Below are 20719 nucleotides of genomic sequence, written 5' to 3' on the forward strand. Positions count from 1 at the left end.
GATATGGCGATTGCTTAGGAATGGACTGGATGGTGAGTGACCATTTGTGTCACTTCTGGACGGAACGTGTTGGTGCGACGAACGCCTCCGCGAATCCCGCGAAGGCGTTCGTGAAGATTTACCGCTCGTGCAACGCCTCGGCGCGAGCGCGGATGATCGGCTTGAGCAAATAGCTCAGCACGGTTTTCTTGCCGGTGATGATGTCCACCGACGCCACCATCCCCGGGATGATCAGCAACGGCTTCTCGTCAGTGCCGAGATGGCTGCGTTCGGTGCGCAGCTTGATGACGTAGTAGGTGGTTTTCTTGTCTTCGTCGGTGATGGTGTCGGCGCCGATCTGTTCCAGCTTGGCCTTCAGACCACCGTAGATGGTGTAGTCATACGCGGTGAATTTCACCGTGGCTTCCTGGCCCGGATGCAGGAACGCAATGTCCTGCGGGCGGATCTTCGCTTCGACCAGCAGGGTGTCATCCAGCGGCACGATTTCCAGCAAATCGCTGCCCGGCTGGATCACGCCGCCGATGGTGTTAACCAGCATCTTGTTGACGATGCCCCGCACCGGCGAGGTGACGAGCGTACGGCTGACCCGGTCTTCCAGCGCCTTGCCGGTGGCCTGGGCCTTGTTCAGGTCGGTGCGCGCCTCGTTGAGCTGAGTCAGGGCTTCACTGCGGAACTTGCCGCGAGTCTCGTCAATCTTGCGCTGCACTTCCTTGATCGCCGATTCAGCGCGCGGGATCGCCAGGGTGGTGGCGTCGAGCTGACCACGGGTTTCCACTTCGGCACGCTTGAGTCGCAGCACTTCCACCGGCGACACCGCGCCCTGGGCCACCAGCGGCTCGGACATGTTGATTTCCTGACGTTGCAGGCCTAGTTGCTGGCGGTACTGCGCCTGCTTCGAGGTGAACTCCCGCAACTCTTGCTGGCGCTGGATCAACTGCTCCTGCAAACCACCGACCTCGTCGTGCAATTGCTGACGACGACTGATGTACAACGATTCTTCACTTTTCGCCTGACCCGGCACGGCTTTAAGCACGTCCTCGGGGAAATTCAGCGGCCGGTCATCGACCTCGGCGCTCAGGCGCTCGACCCGCAGCAACATCGACAGGCGATCAGCCTCGGTTTCACCGACGTTGGACGCAAAACGCGTGTCATCCAGGCGAACCAGCGGCGCGCCGGCCTCGACGATCTGGCCTTCCTTGACGAACAGCTCGGAGACGATACCGCCCTCGAGGTTCTGGATTTTCTGGATCTTCGACGAGGGAATCGCCTTGCCGTCGCCTTTGGTTACTTCGTCGATGACGGCGAAGTTGGCCCACAGCATCAGGAACACGAAAAAGCCGATGATCGCCCAGATCGTCAGCCGCACCACGCGCGGCGCGTCCTCGATCAAGGCTTTGTTGACCTCTGGCAGCGGCTGGCCCTGCAGCGATGCCGAGCCTTTGAAGTAGCGGCGGATCGAATCCTTGAAACCCGACTTAAGCAACACTGATCTGCCCCTTCTTCAACGCTTCCATGACGGCCGCTTTCGGGCCGTCGGCGAGGATCTGTCCACGGTCGACCACCAGCAGGCGATCGACCAGCGACAGCAGCGATGCCCGGTGCGTCACCAGCACCACGGTCTTGTTTTCCACCACCGCCGCGAGGCGTTGCTTGAGGCGTTCTTCGCCGGTGTTGTCCATGGCGCTGGTCGGTTCGTCGAGCAACAGGATCGGTGGATTGAGCAACAGCGCCCGGGCCAGGGCGACGTTCTGGCGCTGGCCGCCGGACAGGTTCTGTCCGCGCTCACCGACTTGCAGTTCATAACCCTGTGGATGCAGGCGGGCGAATTCGTGGACGCCGGCCAGTTCGGCCGCTTGCAGCACCAACTCATCCTCGACGTAACGGGCGCCGGAAACCAGGTTGTCGCGCAGGGTGCCGGCCAGCAGCTGGATGTCCTGCGGCACGTAACCGATGTTGTAGCGCAGCTCGCTGACGTCGATCTGGCGGATGTCGACGCCATCCACCAGCAACGCACCGTCGTCCGGCTGATACAGGCCCACCAGCAATTTCGCCAGTGAGCTTTTGCCGGAACCGCTGCGGCCGATGATGCCGATCTTCTCGCCGGGACGGATCACCAGGTTGATGTTCTTCAGCGCCGGGTTCTGTTGCTCCGGGTAAGTGAAGTTGAGCTGGCGGCATTCGATCGCACCTTGCAGAACCTTGCGGCTCAACGGGCGTTCTTCGAAGTTGCGCTCTTGCGGCAACTCCATCATCTGATCGACCGAGGTCATGGTCACCCGCGCCTGCTGGTAGCGGGTCAGCAGACCGGACAGCGACGCCAGCGGGCTGAGGGCGCGGCCACTGAGCATGTAGCAGGCGATCAGGCCGCCCATGCTCAGGTTGCCGGCGATGATCTGGTACACGCCGAAGACGATCATGATCACCCCGGCCAGTTGCTGGATCAGCAGGGTGATGTTCATCGCCAGACCGGAAAGCATTTTCACCCGCAACTCGAGGCGGCTGAGGGTGCCGATGGTCTGTTCCCACTGATATTGGCGTTCGCTTTCGGCGTTGTTGACCTTCACCGCGTCGAGGCCGGCGAGGGTTTCGATCAGGCTCGACTGACGCTCGGCGCCGAGGGCCATGGTGCGTTCCATGGTTGCCACCAGCGGTTTCTGCAAGGCGTAGCCGATCAGCAGCGCAATCGGGAAGGCCAGCACCGGAATCCACACCAGATGCCCGCCGAGAATCGCGATGACAATGAAGATCAGGATGGTGAACGGCAGGTCGATCAGGCTGGTCAGGGTCAGCGAGGCGAGGAAGTCGCGCAGGCTCTGGAACTCGTGGATGTTCTGGGCAAAGCTGCCGACCCGCGCCGGGCGGTATTTCATGGCCATGCCGACGATGCGTTCGAACAGCGTGGCGGAGATGATCAGGTCGGTTTTCTTGCCGGCCAGATCCAGGCACAGGCTGCGCAGGCTCTTGAGGATCAGGTCGAACATATAGGCGCCGGTGATGCCCAGCGCGAGCACCCACAGGGTTGCTTCGGCCTGGTTCGGCACCACGCGGTCGTAGACGTTCATCACGAACAGCGGCGCAGCCATGGCGATGATGTTGATCAGGAAACTGGCGGCGATGGCGTCGGCATATAGCCAGCGCGAACGCTTGAGGGTGTCGCGAAACCACGAGCGCGCACGCGGGATCAGCGTGCCGTGGTTGACGTCGAATTTGTGCTGGGGCTGGGCGAAGAACACTTTGCCGGTGTAGTCGTCGGCCAGCAGCTCGCGACTGACCAGAGACTCGCCGCCGTCGCTTTCGCTAAGCAGCACCCGCGCTTCGTTCTCACCCTGCCAGCCGAGCAGGACGGCACTGCGGCCGTCCTTGAGCAGCAACAGCGCCGGCATGGCAATCGCCGGAATTTCTTCCAGCTTGCGTTGCAGCACCCGCCCTTGCAGCCCGGCGCGCGCCGCCGCACGGGGCAGCAGCTCGACACTCAGGCGTTGTTTGGGCAGCGGCAGGCCGGTGGTCAGCATCGCCGCGCTGGCGGGTTTCTGGTGGAGCATGCAAAGAGCGAGCAGACCATCCAGTAACGGATCGTCGTGCAACGCGCGTGGATCATGACTGAGATGAACTCGACTGACTTCTGATTCCACGCTCTGCACTCTTAACGGTTGAAAAGGGACAACTCAATTCATCCCAGGCAGCTGAACCTTGGGCTTCACGTCGTTCTGCACAACGGATGCCAATGGTGCGACCACTCCCTGGCTCTTGAGTAACTCGCCCATGGTCGCCTTGATTCGGTACTGAGTAAATAACTGAATGTTTTTGATCTCGGCCAGACGACGCGAAGCGGTGAACAGCTCGTTTTCACTGTCGAGCAAATCCAGCAGGGTTCGTTCGCCGAGGCTGAACTGGCGCTGGTAAGCGGTGCGCACCGAGGTGCTGTGATCAACGTACTGCTGAGCGATCGGCACCTGAGCGTTGGCGTTGTTCAGGGCGTTCCAGGCCAGGCCCAGTTCTTCATTCAATTGACGCAAGGCGTTGTTGCGGATGTCCAGCGCCTGGTTCGACAGGTACGACTTGGATTCCAGGTCCGCCTTGTTGCTGCCGCCCGAATACAGGTTGAAGCGCATGCGCAACATGGCCTGCCATTCGTTGTTGTGACCGTTCTGGCCGTCGAGGTCGTTGTCGGCGGTGCGGCCCAGCTCGGCGTCGAAGCGCGGGTAGAAGGTCGACTTGGCGGTCTCGTACTGCTTCTCGGCAGCGGCGATGTCGGACTCGGCCGAGCGCAGGATCGGGCTGTTTTCCAGCATCTGCGCGCGGGCTTCGTTCAGGTTGGCCGGCATCATCGCCATGAACGGCGCCGGACGCTCCAGTTGATCGGGCATCTGGCCGACGGCGCTGAGAAAGTTGGTTTCCGAGTCGGCGAGGTTGGTCTGCTCGGTGATCAGGTTGTTGCGGGCCTGGGCCATACGCGCTTCGGCCTGATCGAGGTCGGCACCGCTGCCGACGCCGCGCTGGGTGCGCAGCTGGATCTGGTCGTAGATGCGCTGGTGGCTCTTGAGGTTTTCCTCGGCCAGGCGCACGAATTCGCGACGGGTCAGCACGTCCAGGTAAACCTGGGCCACGGTCAGCGCGGTGCGCTCGGAGGTACCCAGCAAGGAATAGGCGCGGGAGTTGACGGTGGCTTGTTGACGCCCGACTTCGCTGGACGTCGCAAAACCGTCGAAGACCATTTGCGACAGACGCAAACTTGACTCGCTGCGGTTCAGGGTTTCCCAGTGATTGCCGCCACCGGCGGCACGGGTGGTGACGCTGTCGGTGCCTTCACGGCCATAACCGCCCAGCAGATCGACCTTGGGCAGGTATCCACCTTTTGCAGCCTTTAACTGATAATCCGCGGCCAGTCGGCTGTTGACCCCTGCCTGGATTTCCGGATGGACATCCAGTGCCTGCTGCATGGCTTCTGGTAAGGATTGTGCTTGTACGAAAGACGCGGCGAGAGCGAAGGGTAGAGCCTTGAACAGGTGCGAACGCATGGTAAAGATTTCCCAGAACTTCTTGTCTTGAATCACAGCAAAATGACGAGCTGCGTCGGAAGATGGCAACCGGAATGACCGTATGTCGGAAAGTTTAAAACCGGAACTGGATCACACGCTGAAGGGCAGGTCGCCGCATAAATATCAATGTGACATTACCGGGGCGATTGTTTAGGATGGCTCCCAGAAGGTCAATAGTTTGGCATAAAGTTAATAGCGAAAGAATCTAGCCAAAATATTGACGAATAGCAGCGTCAACTTTGTTTCGTCTTTTTTAAAAGTACGTCCAGACTGAATCGGCGCAGATCGCCATCAGGTCTATGGAAGTCAACTGAACGTGACACCCCGGAGAGTCTTCAATGAGCAGTGTTGTTGCCATCGTCAAAAGCATTGTCGGTCAGGTTTTCGTGGTGTCCCCAGAGGGCGTCCGTCGCGTACTCGTTGAAGGCGACCGGCTGTTTGCCGGCGATCAGGTCGACACCGGCGTTTCCGGCGCCGTGTCCCTGGAACTGGCCGATGGCCGCACGATCGATCTGGGCCGCGACACTCAGTGGAGCGCCGATACCCCGGATTCCAGCACCGACCTGGCCGAAGCCACCGCGCAAGCCGCGCCGTCGGTAGAAGAGCTGCAACAAGCCATCGCCGCCGGTGTCGACCCGACTACCGCCCTTGAATCCACCGCTGCCGGCCCGACCGCCGCAGGGACTGGCGGTGCCGCTGGTGGCGGCCACAGCTTCGTGATGCTCGATGCGACCGCTGGCCGCGTAGATCCGACCATTGGCTTCCCGACTGCGGGCATCAACTCCGCCGGCCAGGTTGCCCAGGACACCACCGGTGGCCAGACCACCGATACCACCGCCAACGCCCTGCGCGAATCGACCCTGAGCCTCAGCGCCACGCCGAGCATCACCGAAGCCGGCGGCGTGCTGGTGTACACCGCGACCCTGACCCAGGCGCCGCTGACCGACCTGACCATCACCCTGTCCAACGGCGCGGTGATCGTGATTCCGGCCGGTTCAACCAGCGGCACCGTCAACGTGCCACTGGCACCGAACGACACGGTTTATAACGACCCGACCCAGATCGACGTGACGGTCACCGGCACCACCGGCGGCAGCGGCATCACCGTGACCCCGCCGACCATTCCGGCCACGACCCAGGTCACCGACACCATCGACACCACCACCGTCACCCTGACGGCCGGCCCAAGCGTGACCGAAGGCGGTCAGATCACCTACACCGCCACCCTGACCAACCCGGCGCAGACGCCGGTGACCGTCACCCTGTCCAACGGTTCGACCATCACCATCGGAGCCGGCCAGACCACCGGCACCGTAAACGTGCCGACCGCGCCGAATGACGTCTATAACAACGGCAGCACCGTCACCACCACCATCACTGGTGCAACCGGCGGCAACTTTGAAAACCTGGTGCCGAACCCGACACCGGCGGTGACCACCATCACCGACTCGATCGACACCACCGGCCTGAACCTGACCGCCACCGGCACCGTGGTCGAAGGTGGCCAGATCACCTACACCGCGACCCTGACCAACCCGGCGCAGACGCCGGTGACTGTAACCCTGTCGAACGGCTCGACCATCACCATCGGCGCCGGCCAGACCACCGGCAGCGTCAACGTGCCGACCGCACCGAATGACGTCTACAACAACGGCGGCACCGTCAGCACTACGATTACCGGTGCTACCGGCGGCAATTTCGAGAATCTGGTGCCAAACACGACGCCAGCGACCACCACCGTCACCGACTCCATCGACACCACCAACCTGTCGCTGAGCGCGACCGGTTCCGTGGCCGAAGGCGGTTCGATCGTCTACACCGCAACCCTGACCAATCCTGCCGGCACCCCGGTGACCGTGACGTTGAGCAATGGCTCCGTCATCACCATCGAGGCTGGCAAAACTACCGGAACCGTGACCGTTCCGGCACCAGCCGATGACGTCTATAAAGACGCCGGCAAAGTCGAAGTGACCATCAAGGACGCTTCCGGCGGCAACTTCGAGAACCTGGTGCCAAGCACCGTTCCGGCCGTCACCGAAGTCACTGACACCATCGACACCACCACGGTGAAGCTCACCGCGACCGAGTCGGCAGCTGAAGGCGGCACTGTCACTTATACCGCTACTGTCGGCGCACCAGTGACCGGTTCGCCGGTCACCGTGACCCTGGCCAACGGTCAGTCGATCACCATCGAAGTGGGCAAAACCACCGGCACCGTGACCACCACTGCGCCGAACGATGCGTTGACCGGCAATGCACCACTGACCAACTCGATCACCGGCGTTTCCGGCGGTAATTACGAAAACCTGGTGGCCGACACGACTCCGGTTTCGACCACGGTTACAGACGTGGCCGACACGACGAATCTGACCCTGAGTGCCACCGGCACTGTCGCTGAAGGGGGTTCGATTGTTTACACCGCGACCCTGACCAATCCGGCCGGCACCCCGGTGACCGTGACGTTGAGCAACGGCTCCGTCATTACCATCGAAGCGGGTAAAACCACCGGCACCGTGACCGTTCCGGCGCCTGCCGATGACGTCTATAAAGACGCCGGCAAAGTCGAAGTCACCATCAAGGACGCCTCCGGCGGCAACTTCGAGAACCTGGTGCCAAGCACCGTTCCGGCCGTCACCGACGTGACCGATACCGTCGACACCACCACCGTCAAACTGACCGCGACCGAGTCGGCGGCTGAAGGTGGCACTGTCACTTATACCGCTACTGTCGGCGCGCCAGTGACCGGTTCTCCGGTCACCGTGACCCTGGCCAACGGTCAGTCGATCACCATCGAAGTCGGCAAAACCACCGGCGCCGTGACCACCACCGCACCAAACGACGCATTGGCCGGCAACGCGCCGTTGACCAACGCGATCACCGGCGTGAGCGGCGGCAACTACGAGAATCTGGTCGCCGACAAGACGCCGGTCAGCACCACCGTGACCGACACCGTCGACACCACTAACCTGACCCTGAGCGCCACCGATTCCGTGGCCGAGGGCGGCTCGATCATCTACACCGCGACGCTGACCAATCCGGCCGGCACTCCGGTGACCGTGACGTTGAGCAACGGCTCCGTAATCACCATCGAAGCCGGCAAAACCACCGGCACCGTGACTGTTCCAGCGCCTGCCGATGACGTCTACAAGGATGCCGGCAAAGTCGAAGCGACCATTACCGGCGCAACCGGCGGCAACTTCGAAAACCTGGTGCCAAGCACTGTTCCGGCCGTGACCCAGGTCACCGACACCATCGACACTTCGACCGTCAAACTGACCGCGACCGAATCGGCAGCGGAAGGCGGTACCGTCACTTACACCGCGACGGTTGGCGCCCCGGTAACCGGCTCGCCGGTGACCGTGACCCTGGCCAACGGTCAGTCGATCACCATCGAAGTCGGCAAAACCACCGGCACCGTGACCACCACGGCGCCGAACGACGTACTGGCCGGCCATGAACCGCTGACCAACTCGATCACCAACGTCAGCGGCGGCAACTACGAAAACCTAGTGGCCGACAAAACGCCGGTCAGCACCACCATCACCGACACCGTCGACACCACCACCGTATCGCTGACCGCCACCGGCAACGTCAACGAGGGCGGGCAGATCGTCTACACCGCCACCCTGACCAACCCGGCCGGCACCCCGGTGACCGTGACGTTGAGCAACGGCTCCGTCATCACCATCGAAGCGGGCAAAACCACTGGCACCGTGACCGTTCCGGCTCCCGCCGATGACGTCTACAAAGATGCCGGCAAAGTTGAAGTGACCATCAAGGACACCTCCGGCGGCAATTTCGAAAACCTGGTGGCCAACCCGACGCCAGCGGTGACCAACGTCGCCGACACCATTAACACCACGCACCTGACCCTCAGCGCCGAAAGCTATGTGCTCGAAGGCACGTCGATCACTTACACCGCGACCCTGACCAACGCCGCACAGACGCCGGTGACGGTCAACCTGAGCAACGGCCAGACCATCGTTATCGAGGCCGGCAAGACCAGCGGTTCGGTGACCATCCCGGCACCGAGCGATGACGTCTACAAGGATGTCAGCAAGCTCACCGTGACCATGACCGATGCCAGCGGTGGCAATTTCGAGAAGCTCGACGTCAGCAAGACGCCGGTCAGCACCACGGTCAACGACACCATCGACAAGACCACGCTGACCCTGAGCGCCAGCGACGCCGTCAGCGAAGGTGGCCAGATCACCTACACCGCGACCCTGAGCAACCCGGCCGGCACCGCCATGACCGTGACCCTGGCCAACGGCGCGGTGATCAACATCGCCGCCGGTGCCACCAGCGGTTCGGTGAATTTCCCTGCACCGGCCAACACGCCTTACATCGATGGCGGCAAGGTGCAGACCGCGATTGCCAGCCACAGCGGCGGCAACTTCGAACAGGTCGATGCCAACCGTACGGCTGTGGTGACCAAGGTCACCGACACCGTCGACACCACCAATATCAGCCTGAGCGCCACCGGTTCGGTCGCCGAGGGCGGTTCGATCGTCTACACCGCGACCCTGACCAACCCGGCCGGCACGGCCATGACCGTGACCCTGAGCAACGGCGCGGTGATCAACATCGCCAAAGGCGCGAGCACCGGCACCATCACCGTCGCCGCACCGGGCGACGACGTGTACAAGGACGCCGGCAAAGTCGACGCCAGCATCACCAAGACCACGGGCGGCAACTTTGAAAACCTGGTGGTCGACAAGACCCCGGCGGTGACCGATGTCACCGACACCATCGACAACAGCACCGTTTCCCTGAGCGCCACGGCCAGCACCGTTGAAGGCGGCGTGGTGGTTTACACTGCCTCCGTCACCGCACCGGTGACCGGTTCGCCGGTGGTCGTGACCCTGTCGAACGGGCAGACCATCACCATCCCGGTCGGCGCCAGCAGCGCCAGCGTCAACTACACCGCACCGAACGATGCACTGGCCGGCGGCAACACGCTGAGCGTGAAGATCGACGGCACCAGCGGCGGCAATTACGAAAACCTGGTCGCCGACAAAACTCCGGCCGTGACGTCAGTCACCGACACCGTCGACACCACCAACCTGACCTTGAGCGCTACAGGTTCCGTGGCTGAAGGCGGTTCGATCGTTTACACCGCCACGCTGACCAATCCAGCTGGCACGCCAGTGACCGTGACCCTGAGCAATGGCTCGGTGATCACCATCGAAGCGGGGAAAACCACCGGCACCGTGACCGTTCCGGCTCCAGCCGATGACGTCTACAAAGACGCCGGCAAAGTCGAAGTGACCATCAAGGATGCGTCCGGCGGCAACTTCGAGAATCTGGTTCCGAGCACCGTCCCGGCAGTCACTGAAGTGACTGACACCATCGATACGTCGACCGTGAAACTGAGCGCCGATACTTCGGTGGCTGAGGGCGGCACCGTCACCTACACCGCCACTGTTGGTGCGCCAGTGACTGGTTCGCCGGTCACCGTGACCCTGGCCAACGGTCAGACCATCACCATCGAAGTCGGCAAGACCACCGGCACCATCACCACCACCGCGCCGAACGATGCACTCAACGGTCACACACCGCTGAGCAACTCGATCACTGGCGTGAGCGGCGGCAACTACGAAAATCTGGTGGCCGACAAGACTCCGGTAAGCACTACCGTGACTGACACCGTCGACACCACCGACCTGACGCTGACCGCGACCGGCACCGTGGCCGAAGGTGGCTCGATCACCTACACCGCGACTCTGACCAATCCGGCTGGTACTCCGGTCACCGTGACGTTGAGCAACGGCTCCGTCATCACCATCGAAGCGGGCAAAACCACCGGCACCGTGACCGTCGATGCGCCGAAAGACGACGTCTACAAGGACGCCGGCAAAGTCGAAGTCACGATCAAGGATGCAACTGGCGGCAACTTCGAGAACCTTGTGCCGAGCACTGTCCCGGCCGTTACCGAAGTCACTGACACCATCGACACCACCACGGTCAAACTGACTGCGACCGAGTCGGCGGCGGAAGGTGGCACTGTCACTTACACCGCGACTGTCGGCGCTCCGGTGACTGGCTCGCCTGTGACCGTGAACCTGGCGAATGGTCAGTCGATCACTATCGAGGTGGGCAAAACCACCGGCACCATCACCACCACCGCGCCGAACGATGCACTCAACGGTCACACCCCGCTGAGCAACTCGATCACTGGCGTAAGCGGCGGTAACTACGAAAATCTCGTGGCCGACAAAACGCCGGTCAGCACCACCGTGACTGACACCGTCGACACCACCGACCTGACGCTGACCGCGACCGGCACCGTGGCCGAAGGTGGCTCGATCACCTACACCGCCACCCTGACCAACCCGGCCGGCACTCCGGTGACCGTGACGTTGAGCAACGGCTCCGTCATCACCATCGAAGCGGGCAAAACCACCGGCACCGTGACCGTTCCAGCTCCGGCCGATGACGTCTACAAAGACGCCGGCAAAGTCGAAGTGACCATCAAGGACGCCACCGGCGGCAACTTCGAGAACCTGGTGCCGAGCACTGTTCCGGCTGTTACCGAAGTCACCGACACCATCGACACCACCACGGTGAAACTCACCGCGACCGAATCGGCAGTTGAAGGCGGTACCGTTACGTACACCGCCACTGTTGGCGCACCTGTCACCGGTTCGCCTGTGACCGTGACCCTGGCCAATGGTCAGTCGATCACTATCGAGGTGGGCAAAACCACCGGCACCATCACCACCACCGCGCCGAACGACGCGTTGAACGGCCACACCCCGCTGACCAACGCGATTACTGGCGTAACCGGCGGCAATTACGAGAATCTCGTAGCCGACAAGACCCCGGTTTCGACCACCGTCACCGACACCGTCGACACAACCAACCTGACCCTGAGCGCTACTGACTCGGTGGCCGAGGGCGGCTCGATCGTTTACACCGCGACCCTGACCAACCCGGCCGGCACCCCGGTGACCGTGACGTTGAGCAACGGCGCCGTCATCACCATCGAAGCCGGTAAAACCACCGGCACAGTGACCGTCGATGCACCGAAAGACGACGTCTACAAAGACGCCGGCAAAGTCGAAGTCACCATCAAGGATGCGACTGGCGGCAACTTCGAGAACCTGGTGCCGAGCACCGTTCCGGCCGTTACCGAAGTCACCGATACCATCGACACCACCACAGTCAAACTGACTGCGACCGAGTCGACAGCTGAAGGCGGCACCGTTACCTACACCGCCACCGTTGGCGCGCCAGTGACCGGCTCGCCTGTGACCGTGACCCTGGCCAACGGTCAGTCGATCACCATCGAAGTCGGCAAAACCACCGGCACCATCACCACCACTGCGCCAAACGATGCATTGAACGGTCACACACCGCTGACCAACTCGATCACCGGTGTGAGCGGCGGCAACTACGAAAATCTGGTGGCCGACAAGACTCCGGTCAGCACCACCGTGACCGACACCGTCGACACCACCAACCTGACCCTGAGCGCCACGCCGGAAGTCAACGAAGGTGGCCAGATCACCTACACCGCGACCCTGACCAACGCCGCCGGCACCCCGGTGACCGTGACGTTGAGCAACGGCGCCGTGATCACCATCGAGGCCGGCAAAACCTCCGGCACCGTGACCGTCGATGCACCGAAGGACGACGTCTACAAGGACGCCGGCAAAGTCGAGACGACCATTTCGACCACCACCGGTGGCAACTTCGAAAACCTGGTCACCAGCACCGCCCCGGCGGTCACCACCGTCAATGACACCATCGACACGTCCACCGTGTCGCTGACCGCCACCGCCAACGTCGCCGAAGGCGAAACCGTGGTTTACACCGCGACCGTGACGGCGCCAGTGACCGGCTCGCCGGTCGTCGTGACCCTGTCCAACGGCCAGACCATCACCATCGCCGTCGGTGAAACTACCGGCACCGTGAACTTCGTCGCGCCGAACAGCCCTCTGGCGGGCGGCAGCTCGCTGAGCGTGACCATCGACAAGGCCACCGGTGGCAACTACGAAAACCTGGCGGTGGACGGCAAGTCCGCCGACACCTCGGTGTCGGACACTGTCGACACGACCAACCTGAACCTGACGGCCACCGATTCGGTTGCCGAGGGCGGTTCGATCACTTACACCGCGACCCTGACCAACCCGGCGGGTACGCCGGTGACCGTGACCCTGTCGAACGGCGCCGTTATCACCATCGAGGCCGGTAAAACCAGCGGCACCGTGACCGTCGATGCGCCGAAAGACGACGTCTACAAAGACGCCGGCAAAGTCGAGGCAACCATTTCGACCGCTACTGGCGGTGGTTTCGAGAACCTGGTGCCGAGCACTGTTCCGGCCGTGACCAACGTTACCGACACCATCGACACCACCACGGTGAAACTGACCGCGACCGAGTCGGCGGCTGAAGGCGGCACCGTTACTTACACCGCTACCGTCGGCGCGCCTGTCACCGGTTCGCCTGTGACCGTGACCCTGTCCAACGGACAGTCGATCACGATCGAAGTCGGCAAAACCACCGGCACCGTCACCACCACCGCGCCGAACGATGCGCTCAACGGCCACGCGCCGCTGACCAACGCGATCACCGGCGTGACTGGCGGCAACTACGAAAACCTCGTGGCTGACAAGACTCCGGTCAGCACCACCGTCACTGATACCGTCGACACCACCAACCTGACCCTGAGCGCCACTGGCTCGGTGGCCGAGGGCGGTTCGATCGTCTACACCGCGACCCTGACCAACCCGGCCGGCACTCCGGTGACCGTGACCCTGTCGAACGGCGCCGTGATCACCATCGAGGCCGGTAAAACCACCGGCACCGTGACTGTCGATGCACCGAAAGACGACGTCTACAAAGATGCCGGCAAAGTCGAGGCAACCATTTCGACCGCCACCGGTGGAAACTTCGAGAACCTGGTGCCGAGCACCGTTCCGGCCGTGACCGAAGTCACCGACACCATCGACACCACCACCGTCAAACTGACCGCGACTGAATCGGCAGCTGAAGGCGGCACCGTCACTTACACCGCTACCGTCGGCGCACCTGTGACCGGTTCGCCAGTGACCGTGACCCTGTCCAACGGTCAGTCGATCACTATCGAAGTGGGCAAGACCACTGGCACCGTGACCACCACTGCACCGAACGATGCGTTGAATGGTCACGCACCACTGACCAACGCGATCACCGGCGTAACCGGCGGCAACTACGAAAACCTCGTAGCCGACAAGACTCCGGTCAGCACCACCGTGACCGACACCGTCGACACCACCAATCTGTCGCTGACCGCGACCGACAGCGTGGCCGAAGGTGGCTCGATCGTTTACACCGCCACTCTGACCAACCCGGCCGGCACCCCGTTGACCGTGACTCTGTCGAACGGTGCCGTCATCACCATCGAGGCCGGTAAAACCACCGGCACCGTGACTGTTGCCGCGCCAGCCGATGACGTCTACAAGGACGCCGGCAAAGTCGAAGTCACGATCAAGGACGCAACCGGTGGCAACTTCGAGAACCTTGTTCCGAGCACCGTTCCAGCCGTAACGGAAGTCACCGACACCATCGACACCACCACGGTCAAACTGACCGCGACCGAGTCGGCGGCAGAAGGCGGCACCGTCACTTACACCGCCACCGTGGGCGCACCTGTGACCGGTTCGCCAGTCACCGTGACCCTTTCCAACGGTCAGTCGATCACCATCGAGGTGGGCAAGACCACTGGCACCGTCACCACCACCGCGCCTAACGATGCGCTGACCGGCCACGCGCCGTTGACCAACGCGATCACCGGCGTGACGGGCGGCAACTACGAAAATCTCGTGGCCGACAAAACCCCGGTCAGCACCACGGTGACCGACACCGTCGACACGACCAACCTGACCCTCAGCGCCACCAATTCGGTTGCCGAGGGCGGTTCGATCATCTACACCGCGACCCTGACCAACGCCGCTGGCTCGCCAGTGACCGTGACCTTGTCGAACGGCGCCGTGATCACCATCGAAGCGGGCAAAACCACCGGCACTGTGACCGTTCCTGCACCAGCCGACGACGTCTACAAGGACGCCGGCAACGTACAGGCCACGATCACCAACGCCAGCGGTGGCAACTTCGAGAACCTGGTCACCAGCACCACACCAGCCGTGACCAGCGTTACTGACACCATCGACACCACCACCGTGAAGCTGACTGCGACCGCGACAGCTGCCGAAGGTGGCAACGTTGTCTATACCGCCACCGTCGGCGCGCCTGTAACTGGCTCGCCAGTGACCGTGACCCTGTCGAATGGTCAATCGATCACCATCGAAGTCGGCAAGACCACCGGCACCGTGACCACCACCGCGCCTAACGACGTGTTGAATGGTCATGCACCACTGACCAACGCGATCACCAACGTCAGCGGCGGTAACTACGAGAACCTGGTTGCCGACAAGACCCCGGTCAGCACCACCGTGACCGACACCGTCGACACCACCAACCTGTCCCTGAGCGCTACCAACTCGGTCGCCGAGGGTGGTTCGATCGTTTACACCGCAACCTTGACCAACGCTGCGGGCACTCCGGTGACCGTGACCTTGAGCAACGGCGCCGTGATCACCATCGAAGCGGGTAAAACCACTGGCACCGTGACCGTCGCAGCGCCAGCCGATGACGTCTACAAAGACGCCGGTAACGTGCAGGCCACGATCACCAACGCTACCGGGGGCAACTTCGAGAACCTGGTAACCAGCACTACGCCAGCAGTGACCAGCGTCACCGACACCATCGACACCACCACCGTGAAACTGACCGCGACCACGACGGCAGCTGAAGGTGGCACCGTCACCTACACCGCCACCGTGGGTGCGCCGGTGACTGGCTCGCCGGTAACCGTGAATCTGGCCAACGGTCAGTCGATCACCATCGAAGTGGGTAAAACCACCGGCACCGTGACCACCACCGCGCCGAACGACGCATTGACCGGCCACACGCCGCTGACCAACTCGATCACCAACATTTCTGGCGGCAACTACGAAAACCTGGTTGCCGACAAGACCCCGGTTTCGACCACCGTCACCGACACTATCGACACCACCAACCTGTCGCTCAGCGCGACCGGCACCGTGGCTGAAGGTGGCTCGATCACCTACACCGCAACCCTGACCAACGCCGCTGGCTCGCCAGTGACCGTGACCTTGTCCAACGGCTCGGTGATCACCATCGAAGCCGGTAAAACCACCGGCACCGTGACCGTTCCTGCGCCAGCCGACGACGTCTACAAGGACGCCGGCAATGTGCAGGCCACGATCAAGTCCGCCACCGGTGGCAACTTCGAAAACCTGGTCACCAGCACCACACCAGCGGTGACCAGCGTTACTGACACCATCGACACCACCACCGTGAAGCTGACCGCGACCACGACGGCGGCCGAGGGTGGCAACGTTGTCTACACCGCGACCGTCGGCGCGCCTGTGACTGGCTCGCCTGTGACGGTGACCCTGGCCAACGGTCAGTCGATCACCATCGAAGTGGGCAAGACCACCGGCACCGTGACCACCACCGCGCCGAACGACGCGTTGACCGGCCACACACCGCTGACCAACTCGATCACCAACGTTTCTGGCGGCAACTACGAAAACCTCGTAGCCGACAAGACGCCGGTCTCGACCACCGTCACCGACACCATCGACACCACCAACCTGTCGCTCAGCGCGACCGGCACCGTGGCCGAAGGTGGTTCGATCACCTACACCGCGACCCTGACCAACGCCGCTGGCTCGCCAGTGACCGTGACCTTGAGCAACGGTTCGGTGATCACCATCGAAGCCGGTAAAACCACCGGCACCGTGACCGTTCCTGCGCCAGCCGACGACGTCTACAAAGACGCCGGCAACGTGCAGGCCACGATCACCAACGCCACCGGCGGCAACTTCGAAAACCTGGTGACCAGCAACACACCAGCGGTGACCAGCGTCACCGATACCATCGACACCACCACCGTCAGCATCACCGGCAGCACCTCGGTGACCGAAGGCCAGACCGCCAGCTACACCGTCAGCCTGACCCACCCGGCGCAAACCGAAGTGACCCTGAAAATCGTCTACAGCGGCACCGCCGCCGACGGTTCGGACTTCACCGGTGTGTACACCGTGAAGATCCCGGCCGGTGCCAGCAGCGCGCAGTTCAACGTTGCGACCATCGACGACAAGATCACCGAAGGCACCGAGAACTTCGTGGTCAAGATCGACTCGGCCACCGGTGGCAACTTCGAAAACCTGGCGGTCAGCAGCACCAATGGCAGCGTCAGCACCTCGATCATCGACAACGATGCACCGCCGGTCATCGACCTCGACGCCAACAACTCCAGCGGTGCCACCGGGGCCGACTACAAGGTGACCTTCACCGAGAACACCCCGGGCGCAGGTGTGTCGATTGCCGACACCGACATCAAGATCACCGACCCGGACAGCACCATGCTGACCGGCGCCACCGTTGTGCTGACCAACCGTCAGGACGGCGATGCGCTGAATCTGGGCAACAGCGTCAACGGCATCACCATCAATGCCAACAGCACCAACGGCACCATCACGCTGACCCTGTCGGGCAACGCGACGCTCGCCGACTACATGCAGGCCATCAAGAACATCAGCTTCACCAACAGCAGTGAAGACCCGAGCACCGTGCCACGGATCATCACCGTGACCGTGACCGATGGTGGCAATTACTCCAACGTCGCGACCACAACGGTCAACGTAGTAGCGGTCAACGATGCGCCGGTCGCTGCACCGGTCAACGTCACCGGCACCGAAGACACCCCGCTGGTTCTCGGCTGGTCGACCTTCGGCGTCAGCGACGTCGACAGCCCGGCCAGCAGCCTGGGCGTGAAAATCACCCAGCTGCCGGGCGAAGGCAAACTGCAGTACCTGGACGGTTCGACCTGGAAAGACGTCGCCAACAACCAGACCTTCAGCAAGGCTGACATCGACGCCGGCAAGCTGCGCTTCCTGCCGGATGCCAACGAGTCGGGCGTGAACGGTTACGGCGGCACCGGCCTGGGCAACAACCAGGCTGACTACGCGCAGATCAAGTTCCAGCCAACCGACGGCCAGTTGCTGGGCAACACCGGCACCATCAAGATCGACATCACGCCGGTGGCGGATGCACCGACCCTGTCGGTCGCCGACAACAGCGTGAAGTCCACCGGGCTGATCAAGGAAGTCTGGACCGGTCTGTCGGGCCTGGGCACCGACGGCAGCGGCGCGAACCCGAACACCCTGAAAAACGTGATCGACGGTGCGGGCAAGCCGAACACCAGCGGTACCGTGAACAACGTGCAGTCCGACGGCAGCGTGACCGCCGGCACCGCGTCGAAAACCTCGGGCCTGATCTATCTGGAAGCCGGCAAGACCTACACCTTCAGCGGTACCGGTGATGACAGCCTGCTGGTGACCATCGGCGGCAAGAACGTGGCGTCCACGACGTGGGGCGCGGGCGGCAACCTAAACGGTTCGTTCACCCCGACCACCAGCGGCTATTACACCCTGGACATCTACCACCATAACCAGAGCGGCCCGGGCAGCTATGACGTCAACCTGTCGGTCAACGGCGGCGCAGCGATCGACCTGAGCAGTGCCGGCGTGCCGATCTACACCGGCGTGCAGGATCTGGTGAATGCCGGCGTGACCGTCTCCGATCTGCACGGCAGCAACGGCGAAGGCTATTACGACGGCTACAAGCTCAACACCGGCGCCGAAGGCACCACGGTGAAACTGTCGTCGATCAGCACCGCGCTGACCGACACCGACGGCTCGGAAACCCTGAGCATCAAGATCAGCGGTGCACCGGTCGGTTCGGTACTCAGCGACGGCGCAGGCCACAGCTTCACCGTGACCGCCACCAGCGGCGACGCCAACGTCACCGGCTGGAACCTCGGCACCCTGACCGTGACCCCGCCGACCTACTACAACGGCCAGTTCAACCTGACCGTGACCTCGACCTCCACCGAGGCCGTGGGCGGCTCGGCCAGCACCACCGCGACGATTCCGGTCACCGTGGTCCCGGCGGTCTACAACTCGATTGTCGCCACCTCGGCCGATGACACCGTCACCGGCACCGACGGCAACGACATCATCGTCGCCGACATCGGCGGCCTGACCGTGGTGCCGGGCACCAACTACAACATCGCGTTCATGGTCGACAGTTCGGGCAGTATGAGCGCCTCGTCGATCAGCGCCGCCAAGGACTCGCTGACGTCGGTGTTCAACACCCTCAAACAGAGCCTGGGCAGCAACTCCGGCACCGTGAATATCTTCCTGGTGGACTTCGATACCCAGGTCAACAAGTCGGTGTCGGTCAACCTCAACGACCCGAACGCGCTGACCTTGCTCAAGGCCGTGCTGGACTCGATGTCGTCCGGCGGCGGTACCAACTACGAGGACGTGTTCAAGGCTACGGCGAACTTCTTCCAGAGCGCTGAAGCGGTGGCCAACGCCGGGGCGAAGAACCTTACGTACTTCATCACCGACGGCCAGCCGACCTACTACCAGAGCGGCGAGCAGACCAACCCGACGCTGTACGGCAACGTGAAGCTCGATGACGTGGTGAAGACCAGCAACTACAAACTGGGCGACAGCTTCAGCACCTACATCGACAGCACCCACTACCTGAGCATCAACACTGCCGGCGCCGTGGTATTGCAGACACTGAAGAACGGTAGCTGGAGCTGGAACAGCGTGGGCACCATCCACGCCCAGGGCGACGGCACCTACGAGATCTCGAGCCTGGCCGGCAGCGGCAGCAGCACCTCGTCGAGCACCACCGATAACTCCGCCGCCGGCTTCGCGCTGCTGAGCGGTCTGTCGAACGTCGAAGCGATCGGCCTGAACAACGGCGTCAGTCTCAACGACCTGAAACCGTACGATTCGGACAAGACGCCGCAGACCAACATCGATCCGAAGGACCTGGCCAACTCGATCATCGGCCACACCGAAGCGACGATGCCGGGCAACGACACCGTCAGCGGTGGCGACGGCAACGACATCCTGTTCGGCGACCTGGTGAGCTTCAACGGTATTGCCGGCGAGGGTTATCAGGCGATGCAGGCGTTCGTGGCCAAGGAAACCGGAGTCGACGTCAGCAAAGTCACCACCAGCAACGTGCACCAGTACATCACCGAGCACTATCAGGCGTTCGATGTGTCCGGTGCCCACGACGGCAACGACACACTGCTGGGCGGCGCGGGCAATGACATCCTGTTCGGCTCGGGCGGCAACGACCTGCTCGACGGCGGCAAGGGCAATGACATCCTGCTCGGCGGCACCGGCAACGACACGCTGATCGGCGGCCCGGGCAACGACATCCTGATCGGTGGTTCCGGTGGCGATACCTTCGTCTGGAAATCGGGCGATACCGGCAACGACGTGATCAAGGACTTCAAGGCCAGCGAAGGCGACCGTATCGACCTGCGTGATCTGTTGCAGGGCGAGACCGGCAGCACCATCGACAACTTCCTGAAGATCACCACGGTCGACGGCGTGTCGTCGCTGCAAGTCAGCTCGGGCGGCAAGTTCAACTCGGGCGATGCCGCAGCCGCCACACCGGACGTGACGATCAAACTCGAAGGCAACAACTGGTCGAGTGCCAACATTCACAACCTGATTGCCGGCAGCGATCCGACCATCAAGGTCGACCACAACAACAGCTGATGCGTGAAC

At 62.5% G+C, this 20719-nt stretch carries 4 protein-coding genes; 1 reads left to right on the top strand and 3 read right to left on the bottom strand.

The window, feature by feature from the left end; translation table 11 throughout:
• Positions 1 to 118: 118 nt before the first annotated feature.
• The 3 genes from AC1Q9F_RS24575 to AC1Q9F_RS24585 are packed head-to-tail and all read right to left on the bottom strand — an operon-like array spanning position 119 to position 5018.
• Positions 119 to 1486, bottom strand: coding sequence for an HlyD family type I secretion periplasmic adaptor subunit (locus tag AC1Q9F_RS24575; RefSeq protein ID WP_011331851.1), 1368 nt, complete (start codon positions 1484 to 1486; stop codon positions 119 to 121).
• Positions 1476 to 3632, bottom strand: a complete 2157-nt coding sequence (locus tag AC1Q9F_RS24580; protein WP_045121845.1) for a type I secretion system permease/ATPase — start codon at positions 3630 to 3632, stop codon at positions 1476 to 1478. Before AC1Q9F_RS24580 ends, AC1Q9F_RS24575 begins: the two co-directional genes overlap by 11 nt.
• A gap of 33 nt (positions 3633 to 3665) precedes the next feature.
• Positions 3666 to 5018 (bottom strand): TolC family outer membrane protein, encoded by a 1353-nt coding sequence (locus AC1Q9F_RS24585; protein ID WP_007957732.1) that lies wholly within the window; start codon positions 5016 to 5018, stop codon positions 3666 to 3668.
• A gap of 359 nt (positions 5019 to 5377) precedes the next feature.
• Here AC1Q9F_RS24585 and AC1Q9F_RS24590 point away from each other — a divergent pair, with 359 nt between their 5' ends.
• On the top strand, positions 5378 to 20710 hold the full coding sequence (locus tag AC1Q9F_RS24590) for a LapA family giant adhesin (protein ID WP_492621063.1): 15333 nt from the start codon (positions 5378 to 5380) through the stop codon (positions 20708 to 20710).
• The last annotated feature ends 9 nt before the right edge of the window (positions 20711 to 20719 follow it).

It is taken from the genome of Pseudomonas sp. GW823-FHT04A03 (assembly GCF_058796615.1).